The following is a 20,000-nucleotide window of genomic DNA, read 5'->3' on the forward strand; positions in this document are numbered from 1 at the left end:
TCACTCATGAACGACAGTTTATACTACAGTTTCTTGGTTCTGCTTGTCAGAAATATTATCTACTTTGTTGAGCAACCTGCGGAATGTAGGTTTAAAACCTCACCCCCAACCCCTCTCCTTAGTAAGGAGAGGGGAGATAAAGCTTATTCTTTATCGGGGTGAGGTACATCATAGCCCCCTCCTCGCTTACGGGGAGGGGGTTGGGGGTGGGGTTCTTGTACCTCATAAAGGCCGAGAAACGCTATAACATAGGTACGAAATATTTATAAATGCTCTCTTTTTAAGAGTTTTAAATAATGCCCCGGATTTTTGACAACATTGATTTAAAACTGCTACCGATTTTGCGAGAGACTCTTAAAGTCTCTCATCGGGCAGATTTTTGCGTTGGCTACTTTAACCTCAGAGGTTGGCGAAAAATTGATGATTTGATTGAACAGTATGTTGGTAGTGAAAAGGCTTGTTGCCGTTTGCTAATCGGGATGCAAAGTTTACCCAGTGATGAAGTTCATGCGGCATTTACCCTTGGTAGTGGTGATGGAGGGATTGATAATAGTGCCATCGTGCGGTTGAAAAAACGCATGGCCTCGGAATTTCGCCAGCAGTTGGCTATCGGTGCGCCAACTAATCAGGATGAAGCGGGGTTGCGGCGGTTAAGTCATCAGCTAAAAAGTCAGAAACTAATTATTAAACTGTTTCTGCGCCATGCCCTTCATGCTAAATTATATCTTGTGCATCGCAATGATCCCAATACTCCAACTGTGGGATTCTTGGGTAGTAGTAATTTAACTCTTCCAGGATTGGCGAAACAAGGGGAGTTAAATGTTGATATTTTAGATCATGATGCTTGCAATAAACTGCAAAAGTGGTTTAGCGATCGCTGGCAAGATTATGGTTGTGTAGATATATCTCAAGAATTGGCAGAGATTATTGATCGGAGTTGGGCCAGAGATGAGTCAATCTCACCTTACTACATCTACCTGAAGATAGCTTACCATTTATCCCATGAAGCGATCGCCGGACTTTCAGAATTTCGTATCCCCCGCGAATTTAATAACTTATTTGACTTCCAAAAAGCCGCAGTGCAGCTAGCAGCACGTCATGTAACTAGGCGTGGTGGCGTGTTAGTGGGGGATGTAGTCGGTTTGGGTAAAACTTTAGTTGGAACCGCCCTTGCTAAGATATTACAAGAAGATTGTTATTTAGAAACATTGATTCTTTGCCCGAAAAATTTAGTCCCAATGTGGCAAGAATATGTAAATAATTATCGGCTACTTGCCGAAGTTATGTCAATTAGTCAAGTACAATATAAGTTACCAAAACTTCGCCGTTACCGAGTTGTGTTAATTGATGAAAGTCACAACTTACGTAACCGCGAAGGCAAACGTTATCGAGCCATTACAGAATATATTGCTGCTAACGAAAGCAAATGTATTTTATTATCTGCTACTCCTTACAATAAAAGTTATCTTGACCTTTCAGCCCAACTCCGGCTATTTGTGCCAGAAGACCAGCATTTAGGGTTAAGGCCAGAAGCTTTAATTAATCAACTTGGTGGCAGTTCTATCGGAGAATTAGAGTTTATTAGAAAGCATCAATGTTCTGTGCGTTCCTTAGCTGCCTTTGAGAAAAGTGAACATCCTGATGACTGGCGAGAATTGATGAAGCGCTACATGGTGCGACGGACTCGCTCTTTTATTAAAGATAATTATGCCCACACAGATAAAACAGGGCGGAAATATTTAGAATTTGCTGATGGCAGACATTCTTATTTTCCCCAGCGTCTACCTCGCAGTCTCAAGTTTACTCTAGAAGGTTCTAATACTGGCTCTTATTCTCATCTTTACTCGGAGTTAGTAGTTGATTTAATTAATCAACTTAATTTACCTCGTTATGGGCTAGGAAATTACGTTATTGCTCAACCCAAACAGCCGCCTACAGACACCGAGCAACGTTTGATTAATAGTTTGTTTCGTGGCGGTAGAAGGTTAATGGGTTTTTCTCGGACGAATTTGTTTAAACGTTTAGAAAGTAGTGGCGTTGTTTTTATTCAATCAATTGAGCGCCATATTTTACGAAACTTTATTTATTTATATGCCTTAGAGCAAGGGCTTGATATTCCGATTGGAACTCAAGATGCTGAGTTATTAGATACAAGTAATAATGATGAAGATGCCGATTCTGTGGCAGCAGCTTTGTTTGATACAGAAATGGAAGAAGATGACTCTACTAATTTGCTACAAGTAGAAAGAGAGGAGGGAGAAGAAACTCCATTTTTTAACGAGAATGATAAGCCATCTAAAACAGAAAAAGTTTTTCGTCAAAGAGGAGAGTCAATTTATCAAGAATACACAACCCGATATCAACGACGATTTAAGTGGTTGCCTTCTACATTTTTTGATATTAAAAAACTTAAACGGGATTTGCTAGAGGATGCTAAAGCACTGATTAATGTGCTGCAAAATTGTGGCGAGTGGAATTATCAAACAGATGAAAAACTTGCTGCTTTAATAAAACTACTAACAAAAACTCACGCCAAAGATAAAGTACTAATTTTCACCCAGTTTGCTGATACAGTCCGCTACCTTACAGACAATTTGCAGTCGAGTAATATTACTAATTTAGCAGGGGTGACAGGTCAATCTAAAGACCCGACAGTAATGACGGGAAGATTTAGCCCTGTGAGTAATGGAAAACGGGGGCAAATTTCATCATCAGATGAGTTGCGGGTTTTAATCGCCACTGATGTTTTGAGTGAAGGTCATAATTTGCAAGACTGTGCAATTATCGTCAATTGGGATTTACCTTGGGCGATTATTCGTTTAATTCAACGTGCAGGAAGGGTAGACCGTATTGGACAAAATGCTGACCAAATTCTTTGTTATTCTTTTTTACCAGCTGAGGGAGTAGAACGGATTATTGATTTGCGGGGACGACTCCGCAAACGACTGCAAGAAAATGCGGAAGTGGTAGGAACTGATGAAGCTTTTTTTGAAGATGATGATGCACGAGTAATTCTCGACCTCTACAACGAGAAATCTGGAGTTTTAGATGGTGAAGAAGATACAGAAGTAGACTTGACTTCGGAAGCATTTCAAATCTGGAAAAAAGCTACTGATGCTAATCCTGGTTTGAAAAAAACGATTGAGGAAATGGAAAATGTGGTTTATTCTACTCGCGCCCATACTCCCCAACCTGTGCAACCAGAAGGGGTGTTGCTTTATATGAAAACCACTGACGGAAATGATTCTTTGATTTATGTTGACCGCGATGGTAACAGCGTTACTCAATCACAATTAGCTGTTCTTCGGGTGGCGGCATGTGAAGAATCTACCCCAGCGATACCCAGAGATGAACAGCATCACGAGTTAGTGAAAAAGGGTGCTGAATTGATTGCTGAAGAAGAGAAAAATGCCGGCGGTCAATTGGGGCGACCAGCAGGTGCAAGATTCCGCACTTATGAACGACTGAAGGGTTATGTTCAAGATATGAAAGGAACACTATTTGTTAGTGAAGAACTTTTAAAAGTAATTGATGAAATTTACCGTTATCCTTTACGACAATCAGCCATTGATACTCTCAACCGTCAACTGAGAAGCGGTATTAATAATCAGCAGCTGGCTGAGTTAGTGGTGTCACTACGGATAGATGACCGTTTGTGTATTGTGACTGAAGAAATGGATAAACGAGAACCTCAGATTATTTGTTCTTTGGGATTATTTCGTAATTAGTAAAAGTATTGGGCGAATAGAATTCGCGGCTACACAAACAAAGTCCACCTTCGTGGACTAAGAAAAAATTAAGGGCTTTTAACCTGCGGAGGCACGGCAAGTGTTTTACCTAGTTCTCAGTCTCCGACTGGGAATGCCTATTTTGAGGCTCCGCCTCCCTGACTCGCGGCAGAGCCGCAATGAGGAGCGTTTCCAGCCAGAGGCTATGAAACGAGGTTTTAAAGGGGTTTAAGCTTAAATTTTGTAATTTGATTTATTCTCGCCGACTTATTTACTAACAATGAATAAGTAAAACGTCATTTTGCTTGCGGAATACACCAAAATGAGTAAGTCAAATGTCATTTGGAGTAAGTCAAATGTCATTTTGTGAAAGCATTTCAGTATTTTGTGAAAGTAATTAGGTATTTTGATAAAGCAATTACGCATTTTGATAAAGTAATCAGCAAATATACCTGACAATTAAAAATCGCAGATGCACAAATAAAATCGACGCTCAAATAACTTTTCAGTAATATCTCTGAGCCTTAATTAAAGATAAAGGATTTATAAAGGATAAAAAGCATGGTTAAAAATTTAACTCGTATAAATAGGGTTTCTTAAAGTCTGCACTGGCGGATTTAATTTTTAGAGTCACTGATTTCTTTTCTGAGTGGCAAGTTTACCATGCTTGGTTTTTCTTTTCCGAAAAATCTAGGGTAAATTATGTCACTTAATTTTAAACAGACACGCGATTTACTTTATAACTTTCAATTTAATGATTTGTTTATACAAGAATTAGGTTGGTCGCAACCTTCAAGCCGAAAAACTGTTACCTTAAAGATTCAGAATAAATCGTATCAATATCAGAGAATTGCTGAACTTTCAGGTGTTGCAATCTATGAAGTCACCGCAGCAGATGGGAAAATACCAGAGGCTAAAGTTAGAGGGGCTATTCATCAAGAAATTACTAAACTAATAGCTGAAAATCTCCTAATTTTTATTACCCAAGAACGCACGCGTAGTCTTTGGTATTGGGTGAAACGAGAAGGAAATAAAAACTTTGTTCGTGACCATTTATATGTCAAAGGTCAACCAGGAGACTTATTTTTAAGCAAACTTGGTTCTTTAGTCATTGATATTACTGAATTAGAACATGGGGAACCGACTGTTGTCGAAATTGCCTATAAATTACAACGCGGCTTTGATGTTGAGCCAGTAACTAAGAAGTTTTACAAGGAATTTCAAGAGCAACACCAGAAGTTTTTGCTGTTTGTTAAAGGAATTGATAATGAGACAGATAGACGTTGGTACACATCCGTAATTCTGAATCGCCTGATGTTTGTTTATTTTCTCCAGCGTAAGGGTTTTATTGATAATGAGGATTTAAATTATCTTCAAAATAAGCTAGAACAAAGCAAACAAAAAGCTGAAAATCATTTTTATGCTGAATTTCTCAAGGCTTTGTTTTTTGAAAGCTTTGCTAAACCTGAGTTTGAACGCGATTTATCTGTACAAGAATTGGTAGGAAAGGTTAAATACCTGAATGGTGGACTATTTCTCAAGCATCAGATTGAAGATAAATATGATATTTCTATAGTTGATGAGGCGTTTGAGCAAGTTTTAGATTTATTTGGGCGTTATTCTTGGAATCTAGATGATACGCCGAAAGGTAAAGATGATGAAATAAATCCCGATGTCTTAGGGTACATTTTTGAAAAATATATTAATCAAAAAGCTTTTGGCGCGTATTATACTAGACCGCAGATTACAGAATATCTCTGTGATAGAACTATCCACAAGTTAATTGTAGACCGCGTAAATGATGCGCTATCTGATAAGTATAAGCCATTTGAGGATATCAATGAACTTCTGATCAAGCTGGATGCAAATATTTGTCGTTTACTAATAGAAAAGATTCTTCCTAACTTATCAATCCTTGACCCAGCTTGCGGTTCTGGTGCTTTTCTCATAGCAGCCATGAAGACGTTAATTTTTATATATGCTGCTATTATTGGGACAATCGAATTACAGGGGGATAAAAAATTAAAGGACTGGTTAAAAACTGAAAAAACCGAGCATCTTTCCATAGAATATTTTATCAGAAAGCGCATTATTAGGGATAATCTCTATGGTATAGACATCATGGAGGAAGCAACGGAAATTGCTAAACTGCGTCTTTTTTTAGCCTTGGTTTCTTCTGCTAAGAATGTCGATGAATTAGAACCGTTACCGAATATTGATTTTAATATAATGGCAGGTAATTCGCTGATTGGGTTAATCAAAGTTGATGAAACAGCGTTTGATACAGTTGGAAATTCGCTACAAGGTAATCTTTTACAGTCTTTAGCAGCCGATAATTACAAAAAAATATTAGAAGAGAAGAATAAATCAATTAAAATTTACAAAGAATATGCCTTTTTACCTCAAAATTTACCTCATACAGATACACCTAAAGATACGTGCTTCAGACATCTACGCAGAAGTATTGAACAACTAAACAGTAAATCACAAGAAAAGTTAAATCTTTTGCTGTTGGATGAGTTTAGTAAGCGTTTGGGTATTAAGTATGAGGAGGTTCAGTTAACTGGAAAATCACAGAAGCGTGTTTTGAAGGTTGAGGATATTGCAGCTTTGAAGCCGTTTCACTGGGGTTATCATTTTGACAAGGTTTTAGAACGCGGCGGTTTTGATGCAATTATCACTAATCCACCTTGGGAAGCTTTTAAACCAGATGCAAAAGAGTTCTTCGCCCAATATAATGATTTGGTGACGAAGAAGAAGATGGATATACATACTTTTGAAGAAGCCAAGGACAAGCTGTTGCAAGATAAAGAAATTGCAACCGCATGGTTGGAATACAAAAGCAGGTTTCCTCATGTAAATCTTTATTATCGTTCATCTAAGCAATATCAAAACCAAATTTCTATTGTTAATGGTAATAAGTCAAAGACAACAGATATTAATTTGTACAAACTTTTTTTAGAGCAATGTTTTAACTTATTACATCCTGGTGCTGAATGCGGTATTGTTATTCCTAGTAGTTTTTATAATGACTTAGGAGCCAAACAATTACGTGAAATGTTATTTAGTAAGAGTAAGGTGACTGGGCTATTCTGCTTTGAAAACCGCAAAACAATTTTTGAAGGTGTTGATAGCCGTTTTAAATTTGTTGTTCTTACTTTTGAAAAAGGCGGTGAAACTGAAAAATTTTCTGCTGCTTTTATGCGTCATGATGTTGGAGAATTACAAAGATTTCCAAGCAACGATAGTATATCAATAAGTATTGAGCTTATACGGCGTTTATCACCTGACTCACTTTCAGTAGTGGAGTTTAAAAATGAAAGAGACTTCCATATTTCTGAAAAAATGACTAAGTTCCCATTACTGGGTGAGAAAATTAAGGATAAGTGGAATCTTTCTTTAAGCCGTGAATTCCACATGACTGATGATAAGAATTTATTTAAGTCATATTCAAAGAATAGATGACCACTGTATGAAGGTAAAATGATTCATCAATTTACTCACTTATATACCGAACCGAGATTTTGGGTAGATGAACAGGAAGGGAGAAAAGCTTTATTCGGTCGTCATAAAGATGAGTATCAAAAATTAAATTATGAAATGTATAGATTGGTTTATCGTTCTGTAGCAGCTAGTACAAACGAGAGGTCTTTAATAGCATCTGTACTACCTCCAAAGGTTTTTTTCGGTCATTCGATGAATGCTAGCATCATTTTTAATAAAGAAAATTCACAAATAGAACAATTTATTAGTGAAGCTGAAATTTTATTTGCTACGGCTTGTTTAAACTCTTTTGTGTTTGACTATGGCATTCGGCAAAGGATTAGCCAAAATCTAACAATATTTTATATATATCAAATGCCCGTTCCACGTTTAACAAAAAACGATCGCTACTTTAACGATATTGTACAACGCGCCGCCAAACTCATCTGCACCACACCAGAATTTGACGAACTCGCGCAAGAAGTCGGTCTAGTTTCCCATCAACAAGGCGTTACCGACGAAACAGAACGCGCCAAACTCCGCGCCGAACTCGATGGGATGATAGCACACCTTTACGGCTTAACTGAAGATGAATTTAGCTACATCCTCACGACATTTCCGATTGTGAATGCGATCGTTAAGGACGCAGCTTTGTCAGCTTACCGTAGTTTTGCCCCAATGTTTGGAGAATCAAAAATATTAGCATCTATCTAATAGCAGAAGAAAACCTCACCCTGGTTATGCTACGCAAAACCTGTCCCTCTCCTTATTAAGGAGAGGGATAGTAAGGAGAGGGATGTTTGTTAGGACGGGGTGAGGTTTTAATGTTATGTTAGAAAAAATGAATTGCTGGTATAAATTCAAGAATGTGTTTATATAAGGTCTAATAAATTACTAGATAAATTTAACAGTATTTACTTAGTTGTAATTATATGACTGTGCAAATTAATTATCACTCAGATTTTAACCCGAACTGCGATCGCCGTGAACAGGGTTTGCAAAATTTGCTCGATCGCCTTGTCAGAACAATGCAGCGCGATGAGTTAGTCCGGCAAACAACTAATCAACTCAGAGAATCGCTTCAGGTTGATCGGGTGGTGTTGTATTATTTTTATGGACAGTGGCAAGGACAGGTGACTTTTGAATCTTTGAGTTCTAAAGAATTCTCAATACTTGGTTCCACTGGACCAGATGATTGTTTTAATGATGAGTATGCTGCTTTATACTTGGCAGGACGGGTAAGGGCGATCGCTGATATTCAATTAGAGCCAATCCACCCTTGTCACCGAGATTTTCTCCGCAATATGCAGGTTCGTGCCAACTTAGTTGTACCAATTTTGATTCCCAGAGGATTATGGGGATTGCTAGCAGCACATCACTGCGAAAGTCCTCATTATTGGTCGCCATCAGATATAGAAATGATGCAAACAGGGGCGCAAACTCTCGCAACAGCCCCTTACATACTAGAAAGTTAAAAAGGCGTTTAGTTAAAAGGGCGGTTAGAAACCGCGTCTACACAGACAAAACCCACCGACCTGGGTTAGAAAACCTGAATTTTTCCTTAGTCCGCCTCTGCGGACTTTGTTTGTATAGCCGCGAATTATATTCGCCCTGGCTCTTGCCAACACTAATTTTTATAATCAGGAGAAAAAACTGTGAAATTTGGTTACACGGTCATTTGGGTAGAGGATGTAGTTAAGACGGTTGAGTTTTATGAAAAAGCTTTTGGTCTAGTTCGTCGCTCTCTCCAGGATAGGGGGCAATCTGTCTGGGCTGAAATCGAAACCGGAAACACGACATTAGCTTTCTCCTCCAGTAGTGAAGCACAAAAGTTATTTCCTGGCGGTTTTCATCCCAACGATGCTACACAACCACCAGCATTAATCCAGATATCATTTATCACTCCTGATGTTGGCAGCGCTTATATGAGAGCAATAGGGGCAGGCGCAAAAGCATTAGATGCCCCTAAAACCCAGCATGGGGAACAAACAATTGCTCGTGTCCGCGATCTTAATGGTGTGCTGGTGTCGTTGGTGAGTGGCTAGTACCGCTTCGCGTAATTCGTAATTCGTAATTCGTAATTACCATTACGTAAGGATTTTAGACATTTCAAATTTGTGGTTTATTTACGCCGTGCTGTACTAGTTAGCAAATTGGCTATTTCGTTCTAGGCATAAACCGCCCAGAACTAAAGTTTCCAGGCTTTTAGCTAAAGTCTGTTAAAACGGACTATAACCTTTTCTCAGTCGTCTTTAGACGAATGAGTGCTATTAGACTCAGAATTCATTCTGAGGCGGGCTAGATAGGTTAATACGACAATGAAAAATTTTATGGATTCCAATGCTTTGCTGTGTACAGCGATCGCAAATCACATTACCACTAATCCTCAACAACGAATTACTTTTGCTGAATTCATGGATATGGTATTATACCACCCTGAGCATGGCTACTATTCTAGCGATGCAGTCAAAATTGGCTTTCAGGGTGGTGATTTTTTCACTTCTCCCAACCTCTGTGCTGACTTTGGCGAGTTACTAGCAGAACAATTTTTGCAAATGTGGGAGATTTTAGGAAAACCTGTACCCTTTTCTCTGGTAGAAATGGGAGCAGGTCAAGGATTTCTGGCATTGCATATCCTCAAATATCATCAGCTACGCTACCCAGATTTTTTTACGGCGCTGGAGTACATCATTGTTGAAAAGTCCCCAACTTTAACACAAGAACAGCAGCAACGTTTGCAAGATTTGCCTGTACGTTGGTGCAATCTAGAGGATATACCACCGAATGCGATCGTCGGCTGCTTTTTTTCTAATGAGTTAGTAGACGCATTTCCCGTGCATCAATTCATTCTAAAAACAGGAGAACTACGAGAAATTTATGTGACAACAAATAATAATGAAAAAGAAACCAATGCTCCATGCCCATCATTTGTAGAAGTCACAGGAGAACCTTCAACGCCCCATCTGGCTGAATATTTAGACTTAGTGGAAATGGACTTTACCCAAAGTGCATATCCAGATGGCTATTGCAGTGAAATTAATTTAGCTGCTCTAGACTGGTTGAGTATAGTAGCAGACCGCTTGCAGCGCGGCTATGTGTTAACAATTGATTATGGCTACCCCGCAAGTCGTTATTATAATCCCAGGCGATCGCAAGGAACGCTACAGTGTTATTATCATCACCGTTTCCATGACAACCCCTATATCAATATTGGAAGACAAGATATCACTGCCCATGTTGACTTTACAGCTTTGGAACGCCAGGGACAGAAGTGCAATTTAAAGAATGTTGGTTTTATTCAGCAGGGATTATTTTTGATGGCGTTGGGGTTAGGCGAACGCATTGCTGCCCTTTCTGATCAACAACAACCCCTCTCGCAGTTACTAAAGCGGCGGGAAGCACTACACCAGCTTCTAGATCCCACAGGACTAGGCGGCTTTGGAGTCCTAGTTCAGAGTAAAGGTCTGGACAAGACAGAAATTTCTCAACCACTAAAAGGATTGACCCTGCCAGAGTAAAGGTAAATTTTAAAAGTTAAAATAGCATAACAGTGATTACTGTAAAGTTAAACACACTACAAAAGTAATAATTATGACTACTCACGACCTTTTAATGCTAGTAACCTTACTGACTCCAGGTATTTTACTTTCAGTGATAATTATGGCGACTTTTGCTGCTGGTGGTTGATTGGCAAAGTTAGGGAGTAGGGAGTAGGGAGTGGGGAGTAGAGAAACTTAAATGACAGAGCCAGTGACTTGATTGCTGGGGTCAATCCAGGGCTATTTCGTTCTAGACAGAAACCGCCCAGAACTGAAGTTCACAGGCTTTTAGCTAAAGTCCGTTAAAACGGACTATAACCTTTTGTTAGTCGTCTTTAGACGAATGAGTGCTATTAGACTCAGAATTCATTCTGAGGCAGACTAGATGAGAATGAAATAGCCCTGGGGTCAATCTAAAATCCAAAATCCAAAATTGTTTGACGCTGTACCAAAGGAATATGAAAAATGAAGGTGGCATTTCTGGGAACTGGACTAATGGGACTACCAATGGCTCAAAGGTTATTAGCCGCAGATATACAGCTAGTTGCCTACAATCGCACCCCAGAAAAATTAGCACCACTACAAGCAGCTGGGGCTGAAATTGTCACACATCCCCGCCACGCCATTCGTGCTGCTGAGTGCGTAATCCTCATGCTTACTAATGCCTCGGCCATTTATAATGTCTTGCTTTCAGATACGGCTTGGCAAACTCTAGAAGGGCGCACGATCATCCAAATGGGAACAATTACTCCCACAGAAAGCCAGGAAATTAGAGATGCAGTTGTTGCAGGTGGTGGTGAGTATTTATAAGCACCAGTATTAGGGAGTATCCCGGAAGCAAAAGCTGGTAAATTGAGTGTTATGGTAGGCGCCGAACCAGAACAATATGAATGCCACTTGAAGTTACTAGAACATTTTGGCACAGAACCTTTACTTATCGGACCCGTGGGATCTGCGGCGGCGCTTAAATTGGCACTAAATCAACTAATAGCTTCCCTAACAACTAGCTTTGCTCTGAGTCTGGCTTTTATCCAGCGTCAGGGTGTCGATGTGGATGTGTTTATGCAAATATTGCGCGACAGTCCACTCTACGCACCTACTTTTGACAAAAAACTACAACGGATGTTGGATGGCAATTATGCTGATCCCAATTTCCCCACAAAACACTTGCTCAAAGATACAGAATTGTTTATCTCGGAAGCGAAATCTCTGAGTTTGGATCTCAGCAGTATTAAAGGTGTGCGGCAAATCTTGCAAACAGCCGTGAAAATGTCATTTGGTGATGATGATTACTCATCACTATTTTCTGTAATTAAGGAATGGGGAGAAGGGATCGGAGAATAAATTTTTGTCGGGGCAATTCATGAATTGCCCCTACACCGTGTCGTTTTGCGTAAGTCCTAATACACTTTGAAAATGCCGAATCAAAAGGTTTTAATCGTTAATAAGGATATTACTGACCATTAATAGTCGTTGATGGTGGCAATTGTGGAGACTCAAGCTGAGGCTGAGGTTCCGGTTGCGGTTGTGGATTGAGAAATTGCTGCCAAGCCTTAATTTGCTCTTGCGCCGTACTGTAAGCAGCACTACTGCGTGGAATCGATTTGGCAATCTCAATCCCTCTGGCAATATCAGACTGACCTTGAGAGCGGGCTATTTCTAACAATTGCTGACTCCACTGGTCAATAGCCTGATTCGCATCCATACGTAAGATGCTATTGTTTGAAACCTTATCTGCCAGCCGTATTGCCTCAACTAAGGCTTCTGGCGTACCAGCCGCCCCCACTTCCTGAGCTTTTTTCCAGTTTTCTTTGGTGCGGATTTGACCTTCCCAATCATTTATGGCAGATTGTGCTTCCCCAGAAAGCGCCCTTCCCGACGAGGCAATTTGTTGAGCTGCGCCAATGGCGGCGGTGAGATTTCCACTCTGAGCCAGTTCTTGGGCTTGATCCAAGTAGGGTTGGTCTTGAATTCGCTGAATCTTTCCAATCCAAGTCCGAACTTTTTTCTGTGCTTCTGGATATAATGCACGACCTCTACGGATTTCGCTGGCCTGAGCGATCGCAGCTTGCAAGGAGTTAATATCCTCAAATACCGCGATCTGTTCGGCGCGGTCTAAGTAAGGTTGGTCTTCAATTGTCTCTACTTGGCCACGCCAGCGACCTATCTCTTGCCTAGCTTCTGTGCCTCTGGGATTACTAGCAGGGATGAGTTCCACTTGGGCGATCGCTGCTGTTAAATTAGGGACTGTTCCTTGACTAGCCAATATTCTCGCTTTTTCTAGATTGGCAACATCTTCAATTTCCAACTGCCAACGAGCAATCAGCTGCTGTGCTTCGTTATACACTGGTCTTGTGGAATCAATTTGTTGTGCTTGGGCGATCGCAGCCTCTAAACCAGAAACATTACCTATCCAAGCACTTCTTTTGGCGTCAGCTATGGCGATAAAGTCATCTGTTTCGGCTTGTAGTTTCGTACTTTCCGGTATTTGTCTGGCAATATTCAGCGCCTCATCGGCATCCCGCTTGTCTAGTTTTGCCTGTGCCAATTCCAGCATTTTGCGTCCAAATGCCGGAATCGCTGACTGAGCTTTTTCGTAAAGGTAACTTTGCTGCTCAATCGACTCGGCTAGGTTGATTGCTTCTAGTAAATTATCGACTACTTTACTACTTGCTAAGTTTTCAGCTTTTCCTAACTTATCGCCATCTTCCCGCGCGGTGGCAATTAGACGATTCAATTGGTCGTATTTAGTACTCGCCCAGTACTGATTGTCTAGGCGCAGCATTTTGGCGGATAACATGAATGCCGATTGCCAGTGCCGTTCCTTTACTTCGGCGATCGCACCGTTGTATGTAGCTTCTGCCTTTGACCAAATCGACTGCCATTTGCCAATTTGCTCATTGACTAATTTATAAGCCACCACATCTTGGGGTATTTTCTCAGCAGTAGCGATCGCTTCATCTAAATTCCCAGTTTGGAAACTTTGATCAGCTAATTTCAAAATATCGCGTGACCATTCTTCGATGAAACGATCAATTTCTCCATGCAACGGGTGATTTTGTGGTAGTTGCTTCACCAGAGCGATCGCTTGCAATAGGTCGTTCACTGTCTCTTTAGAAGCCGCCAACTGAGCGCAGTGCAGCCGCACAGAAGCACTAGCTAGAGGCCAGAAAATCGAGGGACAATTAGGGGCAGCTGGCAACTTCAGCAGCATTGCCATTGCCAAGAATCCGACACTGCCGGGAATTAACATTAGCAGTACTGACCACAATACCCAGCTTCTCATCCAGTGTGGCCATTTCCCAGAACTTTTACTGAGTTGGGTAGTTTCTTCTGAATGACTATTTATAGGTAATCCTTGCGTATCGTTTTTTTTTCGCCGCTTCACTGACTTGGAGGTAGAACCAGTAGCTGGGACATCAAATGGTTGAGTTTCACCGAATTGTTCCGTTCGGGATAATCTTTTGTTTTGATCTGGCTTTTTTCCACTGGCTGAAGACCAACTGTCTGGAATATCCCGCTCTGTCATCTCTCACACCAAAATAATTGAATAGCGCTCTGTTTTAGCTTGATAATTCCATTGTTGCCATAGTAACTTTCTCGTAATTAAAAAGCTACTTTTTTGATTATCTCTCTCCACAGAATACCATTAAGAATCTCAAAAATCAGTGTTATTTTATACTTTATCCTGAAACAGTAGATTCAGCTTGCAAATCGGCAATGAGTTGAGCTAAGTGATCGCTACTTGCCTGGTAAACGCTGCCGCAAAAGTCGCAAGTTGCTTCAGCACCATCATCCTTAATAATCATATCTTGCAGTTCGACTTCTCCCAACATCTTCAGTGCCCTCAAAACGCGATCGAAAGAACAACCACAGTGGAAACGCAGCATTTGCCGTTCGGGAAAGATTGCCAGCCCCATATCTCCTAACAAGTCGCTAAAGATTTCAGTCAAAGTCTTCCCAGCTTGCAACAATGGTGTAAATCCTGCTAGACCAGCAACCCGCGATTCCAATATTTCTACTAGGGCTTCGTCTCTGGCAGCTTTGGGTAATATTTGCACCAGTAATCCTCCAGCCGCAGTTACTCCACCTGCTCCCACAAACACACCTAAAACTAAAGCTGAAGGTGTTTGTTCGGAATTCACCAGATAATGAGCCACATCATCGCCAATTTCCCCAGAAACTAGTTCAACTGTACTAGAGTAGGGATAACCATAACCGATATCCCGCACAATGTAGAGGTAGCCGCCACCAACTGCACCACCAACGTCTAGCTTACCTTTGGCATTGGGAGGCAATTCTACAGATGGATTCCCGACATACCCGCGTACCGTACCATCTAAGCCAGCGTCTACCAATATGCCACCCAAAGGCCCATCACCCTTGACTCGGACATTAACCCTCGACCCAGTTCGCTTCATACCAGAAGCCATTAACAAGCCTGCTGCCATAGTCCGACCTAGTGCTGCTGTTGCCACATAGGAAAGCTTATGGCGTCCCCGTGCTTCTTCTGTTAAACGTGTGGTGATCACACCTACGGCACGAATTCCACCTTCGGCTGCTGTTGCACGAATTAACTGATCCGCCATGAATAACCTTACATTTCTTAACAAGTTCACATTTTCTATTCTAAGTTCTCTGCTGCGAGAAAAGTCATTGGTCATTGGTCATTAGTTTTTTTGCAAAGGACAAAGGACTAATGACAGCAGTTTATTTGCAATATTAGAAATAGCGATGTCTCACCTTTAGGCAATCTTAGAAAAATGCTGGGTAATTTTCAACAAAGCCAACTGCGGATCGAAATCGAAGCATCAACTAATGCAATTCGTGACAGTCTGCTGCATCCGGTGCAACTAGAAAAATGGCTCTTAGGGCAACGCTTTGCGCCAGGAATGCCAGAAGAACTACTTCCCGGATTCCAGTTTACTACCTGGACTGGGCCAGTCCCGATTCATCATCAAGTAGACGTTGTAAAATCCAACTGTCTCCGTTTGCTACTTAGTGGAGGCATTGACGGGTTCCACGAATGGTACTGGGGAGAAGGTTGGGTACAATCTCGCTTGGAAGGAGTTTCAATTTTGCCCTTGAATTTGGGTCAAACCCTAAGTTTATTGAGCTTGCGTCAATTTTTAGCAACTCAAGAGCGTTGAATCGACTGAACAGGGATTGGGCATGGGGCATTAGTTATTCTTTGCGTCCCCAATCCCCAGTTTATGAACCAGAAATAATACCTACAATAATTTTTATAAGCACTGATAAATCTTCTGGAACTTGATAGCGTTTCTGGTCTTGAGTCACCTGACGATTCGCACGATGGTAAACTCCAAAACGCCAGTCTTCACCAGTCGTAACTGCTCCATATAGAAGTTCAGATGTGGATTTAGTCCATTGGTCAAGTGCGATTAATTCAACAGCGAGTTGAGTAAATCCTCTAACTAAATCTGATTGTTTGGCCTCGATGACTAATAAATTTTGAGGTGCTGCAATATAGTAGTCGAGAGTCCCTTTCAGATAGTCGTTGACAGCAATAGAATATTCTATATTGAGTCTCTGATTAGTTAAATCGCATACTTCAAACAAAATTGGACCAATTAAAGCTTCGCGTCTAGTAGTTTCATTAACTAAATCAATATGAGAGAAATTACGCCGAAGTTGCTGCTGTAAAAATTGGATGTCTAAAATCTCTGATGATTCAGGTAATGTTAGAGTTTTCCTTTCAATAGTGCAATTTAATTCGGCTAAGATATCATCAATCGTGAAAGGCAATTCAAAATATCGGCTAAAAGTATAAGATTCACCAACTTGGAGAATGCGGCGGGAACTCATAAAAATCTAAGCCAAATTTCTCCTCCTATTTTATAGTAAGGAACGTGGATTAAATAAAATGCAAAACTTCATCCTGTTTCTAGCTTCCCTCTCCTTATAAAACGCCGTGTGCAACTTTCTCTCAAACCTAACCCCCAACCCCTTCCCTACTAGCGTTGGGGAGCAAGAATCAAAGCCTCTCTCCCTGTGGGGACTACCGTGTATACACAAGTCTAGTTGGCAATCAAATGGACAGAAAAGAACGGAAAATTATTTTTAAAATCCTTGATTTTCCGTTATGCCTCTATCAATAATCTGACACTATTGATAATCAACTTGATCAAATCAAAACCTTGCCCATTAAGGCTTGTATCTTACCAGGCAAGGATTTTAGGACTTGTGTATACACCGTAGCTCCCTGTGGGGGAGAGGTTTGGAGAGGGGTTCTAAGAATAAGTTGCACACGGCGTTAATAAAGCTTTTTTCAAATTAATAAATAATTAAACAAAGTTAAAACTTTTTATATTACTATAACTTATACATCATAGACTTTTTGTTGTATTAAATAATTATAAAAAAATATTTTTTACATAAAAATACTTATTCAAAAATGCAGAATCCCAGTTTTGAGTTTGAGAAATTTATTTAAGTACAAATTAGTATAAAAAATGTTGTTTGGTTTGCTTGACTATATCTTTAATTCTGGTAATTTTCGTTACTTTATCGGTATTAACACGTAATAAGTTTCATTTATATGTTTTTGGAAAAACAAAATTAAGCTTTTAGATCGACATATTTATATCAATATATATTGATATCTGCGATTTTTTGACAAATAAAAACTTATTTTTAATTAAATTTGTATAAATGCTAACTATGTAATATCTTTGCTGAAGAGGAAGAGGTCTAATATATTTTTCTTTATTAAAAAAATAATTGCTTGACCTATTTAGCAAGAGCCGTATAATACTTCTAACGGCACAAACAAGTTACTAAATATACTCTTTTACGTTTATATCTATTACTTTGGAGTGACGTAACTTTAATCACCACAATCAAGCGAGAACTAAGATTATGGAAAGCACATTGTTCACTACATTAACCGCCGACGAAGAAGCAAATGTCTCTGGTGGCAAGAAGAAAAGCTCCCAGAAGGCGGCTGCTAAAAAATTCTCTTTTACAGTCTTTATAATTAACTCTGTAATTCAATTTATTGGCGGAGATGCCGGAGCGGGCGGAACTGGCGGCGATGCCATCGCAAACATTTAGCGAAGTTGACTCTGTTACGGGCAGAACTTGCGGATCTGGTAGCCCAGCCGTTCAATTACCCTATTAGGGCAATAATTAATTTTCTGAGGTTTAGTATAAGTTAGGGAAAGAATAAACGCAAAGACACTAGCAACAGCGTCTTTACTAGGATAAAGGCTCTTAAATAAACTATCCTGTTTTACCAGGTTAAGTTACTTTTGCGCCTGCCTTAATTGCTAATTTACTTAACTCTGCCAAGCTATTAGCTATTTGTTTATAGCAATTATCTTAGCATACGTTTATTCTTCCCCACATACTTTTCTTCAACAAACTTCACAAAGTCTATCAACGGTTGCTAGTAGGCAACTGTTGATAAACTTAAGTGGTGTTTTTCACTAAACATACTGCTCACCTTGAGTAGGGAAGTAACGGTTGCTATTTGAGAAATTACCCAGATTCATCACAATCTAGTAATTTGTGAACGATAACGAAACTCTTTTTACAGAACTTACTCCAAACGGATAAGCAAGTCTGTCTATTTGTTTGTAATAAGTAAGGTGAACATACCAAAATTACCGATATTTTCTCTGTTGAGATATGCACTATAAGCCAATACGCTTGGGTTAAGGATAATCGGAGGTTGGGTTGAACGAAGTGAAACCCAACAAACCCCCGAAAATGTTGGGTTTCGTTCCTCAAACGCCACTTGCTTCAAGTCAGAAAACCTCAAGGGCGCAGTGGCTCCCCAACCTACGCAGTTTAAGATTTTTGATGCTCCGTGTTGCAAATTCTACCTTGGTTTTACAACTAACATTGAACAAATCGACTGAACAATTCCCAAGCCTCGTAAATTGGCGAAGGTATTGCTGTTTAAATAAGCTTTTTTGCAAAACTCCCATGATTTTGCGTTTTCGCCCTCCAGGGCGAAAACGATGGCTTTTGCTTTTATTACTGATAAGTGCCTTGCCTGTATGTATGAGTATGTAAATATTAAGGTTATATACAGCTAGGTTTTATATAGCAACTAGCACACTTTAGTTTGAGCATCAAATCTTTATAATTTATATCTAAAATTTATCTTTTCTTTATTTACTTTCAACAAATTTGTACTTTTAAAATAAAGCTTTTTTAAAATTAATTAATAATTAAGCAAAGTTACGAGTTTTTCTATCAAAATAAGTTATATATCTAAAATTTAGTGTTGTATAAAATAATTAAAAAAGCCGTATTTTTATGTAAAAAGACTTGTTCAAAAATCAAAATCACAGTTTGGAGTTTTATAAAGTTATTTAATCACGAATCGTATAAAAAAGTTGTTTGGTTTGCTTGATTATATCTTTAAATTCTCTGCATTTGGTTAATTTACCAGTATTAATACTTAAATAAATTTAAATTACTAGATTTTTTTAACAAAATTAAGTTTTTAGAACGCCATGTTTATATCAATATATATTGATGTTGACGCCAACGATTTCTTGATAAATTCAAACTTATTTTTAATTAACTTTGTATAAATCCTTACTATGTAATATTTTTGATGAAGACGTGTAATACATATTTCTTAAACAATTAGTTGCTTGACCAATTAAGCAAAAACCGTATAATACTCCTAACGACGCAAAAAAGTTACAAGATATACAAATACTATATTTGTTACTTTAAATGTGACGTTATTTTAATCCCCACAATCAAAGGAAAACTCAAATCATGGAAAGCACATTGTTTATTCCATTAAGCACCAACGAAGAAGCAAACCTCTCTGGTGGTATTAATCGTAGCTTCAACAATGATAAGGTCTCCATTGGCAATACCGCTATTGCTATTCCCGTAAATATAGCTGTGGGAGGTGGAAACGGAGGTGGAAATCGAAATGGAAACCTATTTAATGGACAAGTTGCAGTTGCAAATGCAGGAAATATCAAATAACAGTACTACCGAAGAGTAGAAAACTTATTGTCATAGGCAAACATTATGAAGTTTAGTACAAGGTAAACAATAAACGTCAATACACGGTTAACCGTGTATTGAGGGAAGTAAAACGTCGCTTTTAAAATAATTTACTCTGTTGCCGCAGGTTAAATTACTTTTGCAGGAACTTAAATTGATAATTGCCTTAATTCTACCAGCAATTAGAGGTTTCTATATCGCTAACTATCCTAACATACGTTTATTCTGCCTATCTACTTTTCTTCAGCAA

12 protein-coding genes and 1 pseudogene are annotated in these 20,000 nt (G+C 39.4%); 10 read left to right on the top strand and 3 right to left on the bottom strand.

Annotated features, from left to right (window positions below; genetic code table 11):
- Positions 1-296 precede the first annotated feature (296 nt).
- The 7 genes and pseudogenes from V7K36_RS31720 (at position 297) to V7K36_RS31750 (ending at position 12,094) form a co-directional block, all read left to right on the top strand.
- Complete coding sequence (locus V7K36_RS31720) at positions 297-3,728, top strand: helicase-related protein (RefSeq protein ID WP_335121781.1); 3,432 nt, start codon at positions 297-299, stop codon at positions 3,726-3,728.
- A gap of 702 nt (positions 3,729-4,430) precedes the next feature.
- The gene (locus V7K36_RS31725) at positions 4,431-7,193 is read left to right on the top strand and encodes an Eco57I restriction-modification methylase domain-containing protein (protein WP_335121782.1); all 2,763 of its coding nucleotides are present in this window, start codon (positions 4,431-4,433) and stop codon (positions 7,191-7,193) included.
- Between the two features lie 18 nt (positions 7,194-7,211).
- Positions 7,212-7,925: a hypothetical protein gene (locus V7K36_RS31730; RefSeq protein ID WP_335121784.1), complete on the top strand. Its 714-nt coding sequence runs from the start codon at positions 7,212-7,214 to the stop codon at positions 7,923-7,925.
- A 218-nt stretch (positions 7,926-8,143) separates the two neighbouring features.
- Positions 8,144-8,686 (top strand): GAF domain-containing protein, encoded by a 543-nt coding sequence (locus tag V7K36_RS31735; protein WP_442948536.1) that lies wholly within the window; start codon positions 8,144-8,146, stop codon positions 8,684-8,686.
- Positions 8,687-8,866: 180 nt separating this feature from the next.
- Positions 8,867-9,256, top strand: a complete 390-nt coding sequence (locus V7K36_RS31740; protein ID WP_335121786.1) for a VOC family protein — start codon at positions 8,867-8,869, stop codon at positions 9,254-9,256.
- Positions 9,257-9,541: 285 nt separating this feature from the next.
- Positions 9,542-10,729 carry a class I SAM-dependent methyltransferase gene (locus V7K36_RS31745; protein ID WP_335121806.1) on the top strand — a complete coding sequence of 396 codons (1,188 nt, stop codon included), beginning with the start codon at positions 9,542-9,544 and terminating at the stop codon, positions 10,727-10,729.
- 486 nt (positions 10,730-11,215) lie between these two features.
- Positions 11,216-12,094, top strand: a pseudogene (locus V7K36_RS31750) (NAD(P)-dependent oxidoreductase).
- A gap of 109 nt (positions 12,095-12,203) precedes the next feature.
- Here V7K36_RS31750 and V7K36_RS31755 read toward each other — a convergent pair.
- Both V7K36_RS31755 and hslO read right to left on the bottom strand, forming a co-directional pair.
- The gene (locus tag V7K36_RS31755) at positions 12,204-14,279 is read right to left on the bottom strand and encodes a chromosome segregation ATPase (RefSeq protein WP_335121788.1); all 2,076 of its coding nucleotides are present in this window, start codon (positions 14,277-14,279) and stop codon (positions 12,204-12,206) included.
- A gap of 154 nt (positions 14,280-14,433) precedes the next feature.
- Positions 14,434-15,339, bottom strand: coding sequence for an Hsp33 family molecular chaperone HslO (hslO, locus tag V7K36_RS31760; RefSeq protein ID WP_335121808.1), 906 nt, complete (start codon positions 15,337-15,339; stop codon positions 14,434-14,436).
- A 174-nt stretch (positions 15,340-15,513) separates the two neighbouring features.
- On the opposite strand from hslO, the gene V7K36_RS31765 reads away from it, so the two are divergent.
- Positions 15,514-15,900: a hypothetical protein gene (locus V7K36_RS31765; protein WP_334828442.1), complete on the top strand. Its 387-nt coding sequence runs from the start codon at positions 15,514-15,516 to the stop codon at positions 15,898-15,900.
- Positions 15,901-15,961: 61 nt separating this feature from the next.
- On the opposite strand, the gene V7K36_RS31770 is transcribed toward V7K36_RS31765, so the two are convergent.
- Positions 15,962-16,576, bottom strand: coding sequence for a hypothetical protein (locus tag V7K36_RS31770; protein ID WP_334828440.1), 615 nt, complete (start codon positions 16,574-16,576; stop codon positions 15,962-15,964).
- Positions 16,577-17,629: 1,053 nt separating this feature from the next.
- Here V7K36_RS31770 and V7K36_RS31775 point away from each other — a divergent pair.
- Together V7K36_RS31775 and V7K36_RS31780 are read left to right on the top strand one after the other, a co-directional pair.
- Positions 17,630-17,824 (top strand): hypothetical protein, encoded by a 195-nt coding sequence (locus V7K36_RS31775; RefSeq protein WP_335121789.1) that lies wholly within the window; start codon positions 17,630-17,632, stop codon positions 17,822-17,824.
- Positions 17,825-19,510: 1,686 nt separating this feature from the next.
- The gene (locus tag V7K36_RS31780; protein ID WP_335121791.1) at positions 19,511-19,729 is read left to right on the top strand and encodes a hypothetical protein; all 219 of its coding nucleotides are present in this window, start codon (positions 19,511-19,513) and stop codon (positions 19,727-19,729) included.
- Positions 19,730-20,000 lie beyond the last annotated feature (271 nt).

The organism is Nostoc sp., from assembly GCF_036919555.1.
Classification (GTDB): domain Bacteria; phylum Cyanobacteriota; class Cyanobacteriia; order Cyanobacteriales; family Nostocaceae; genus Nostoc.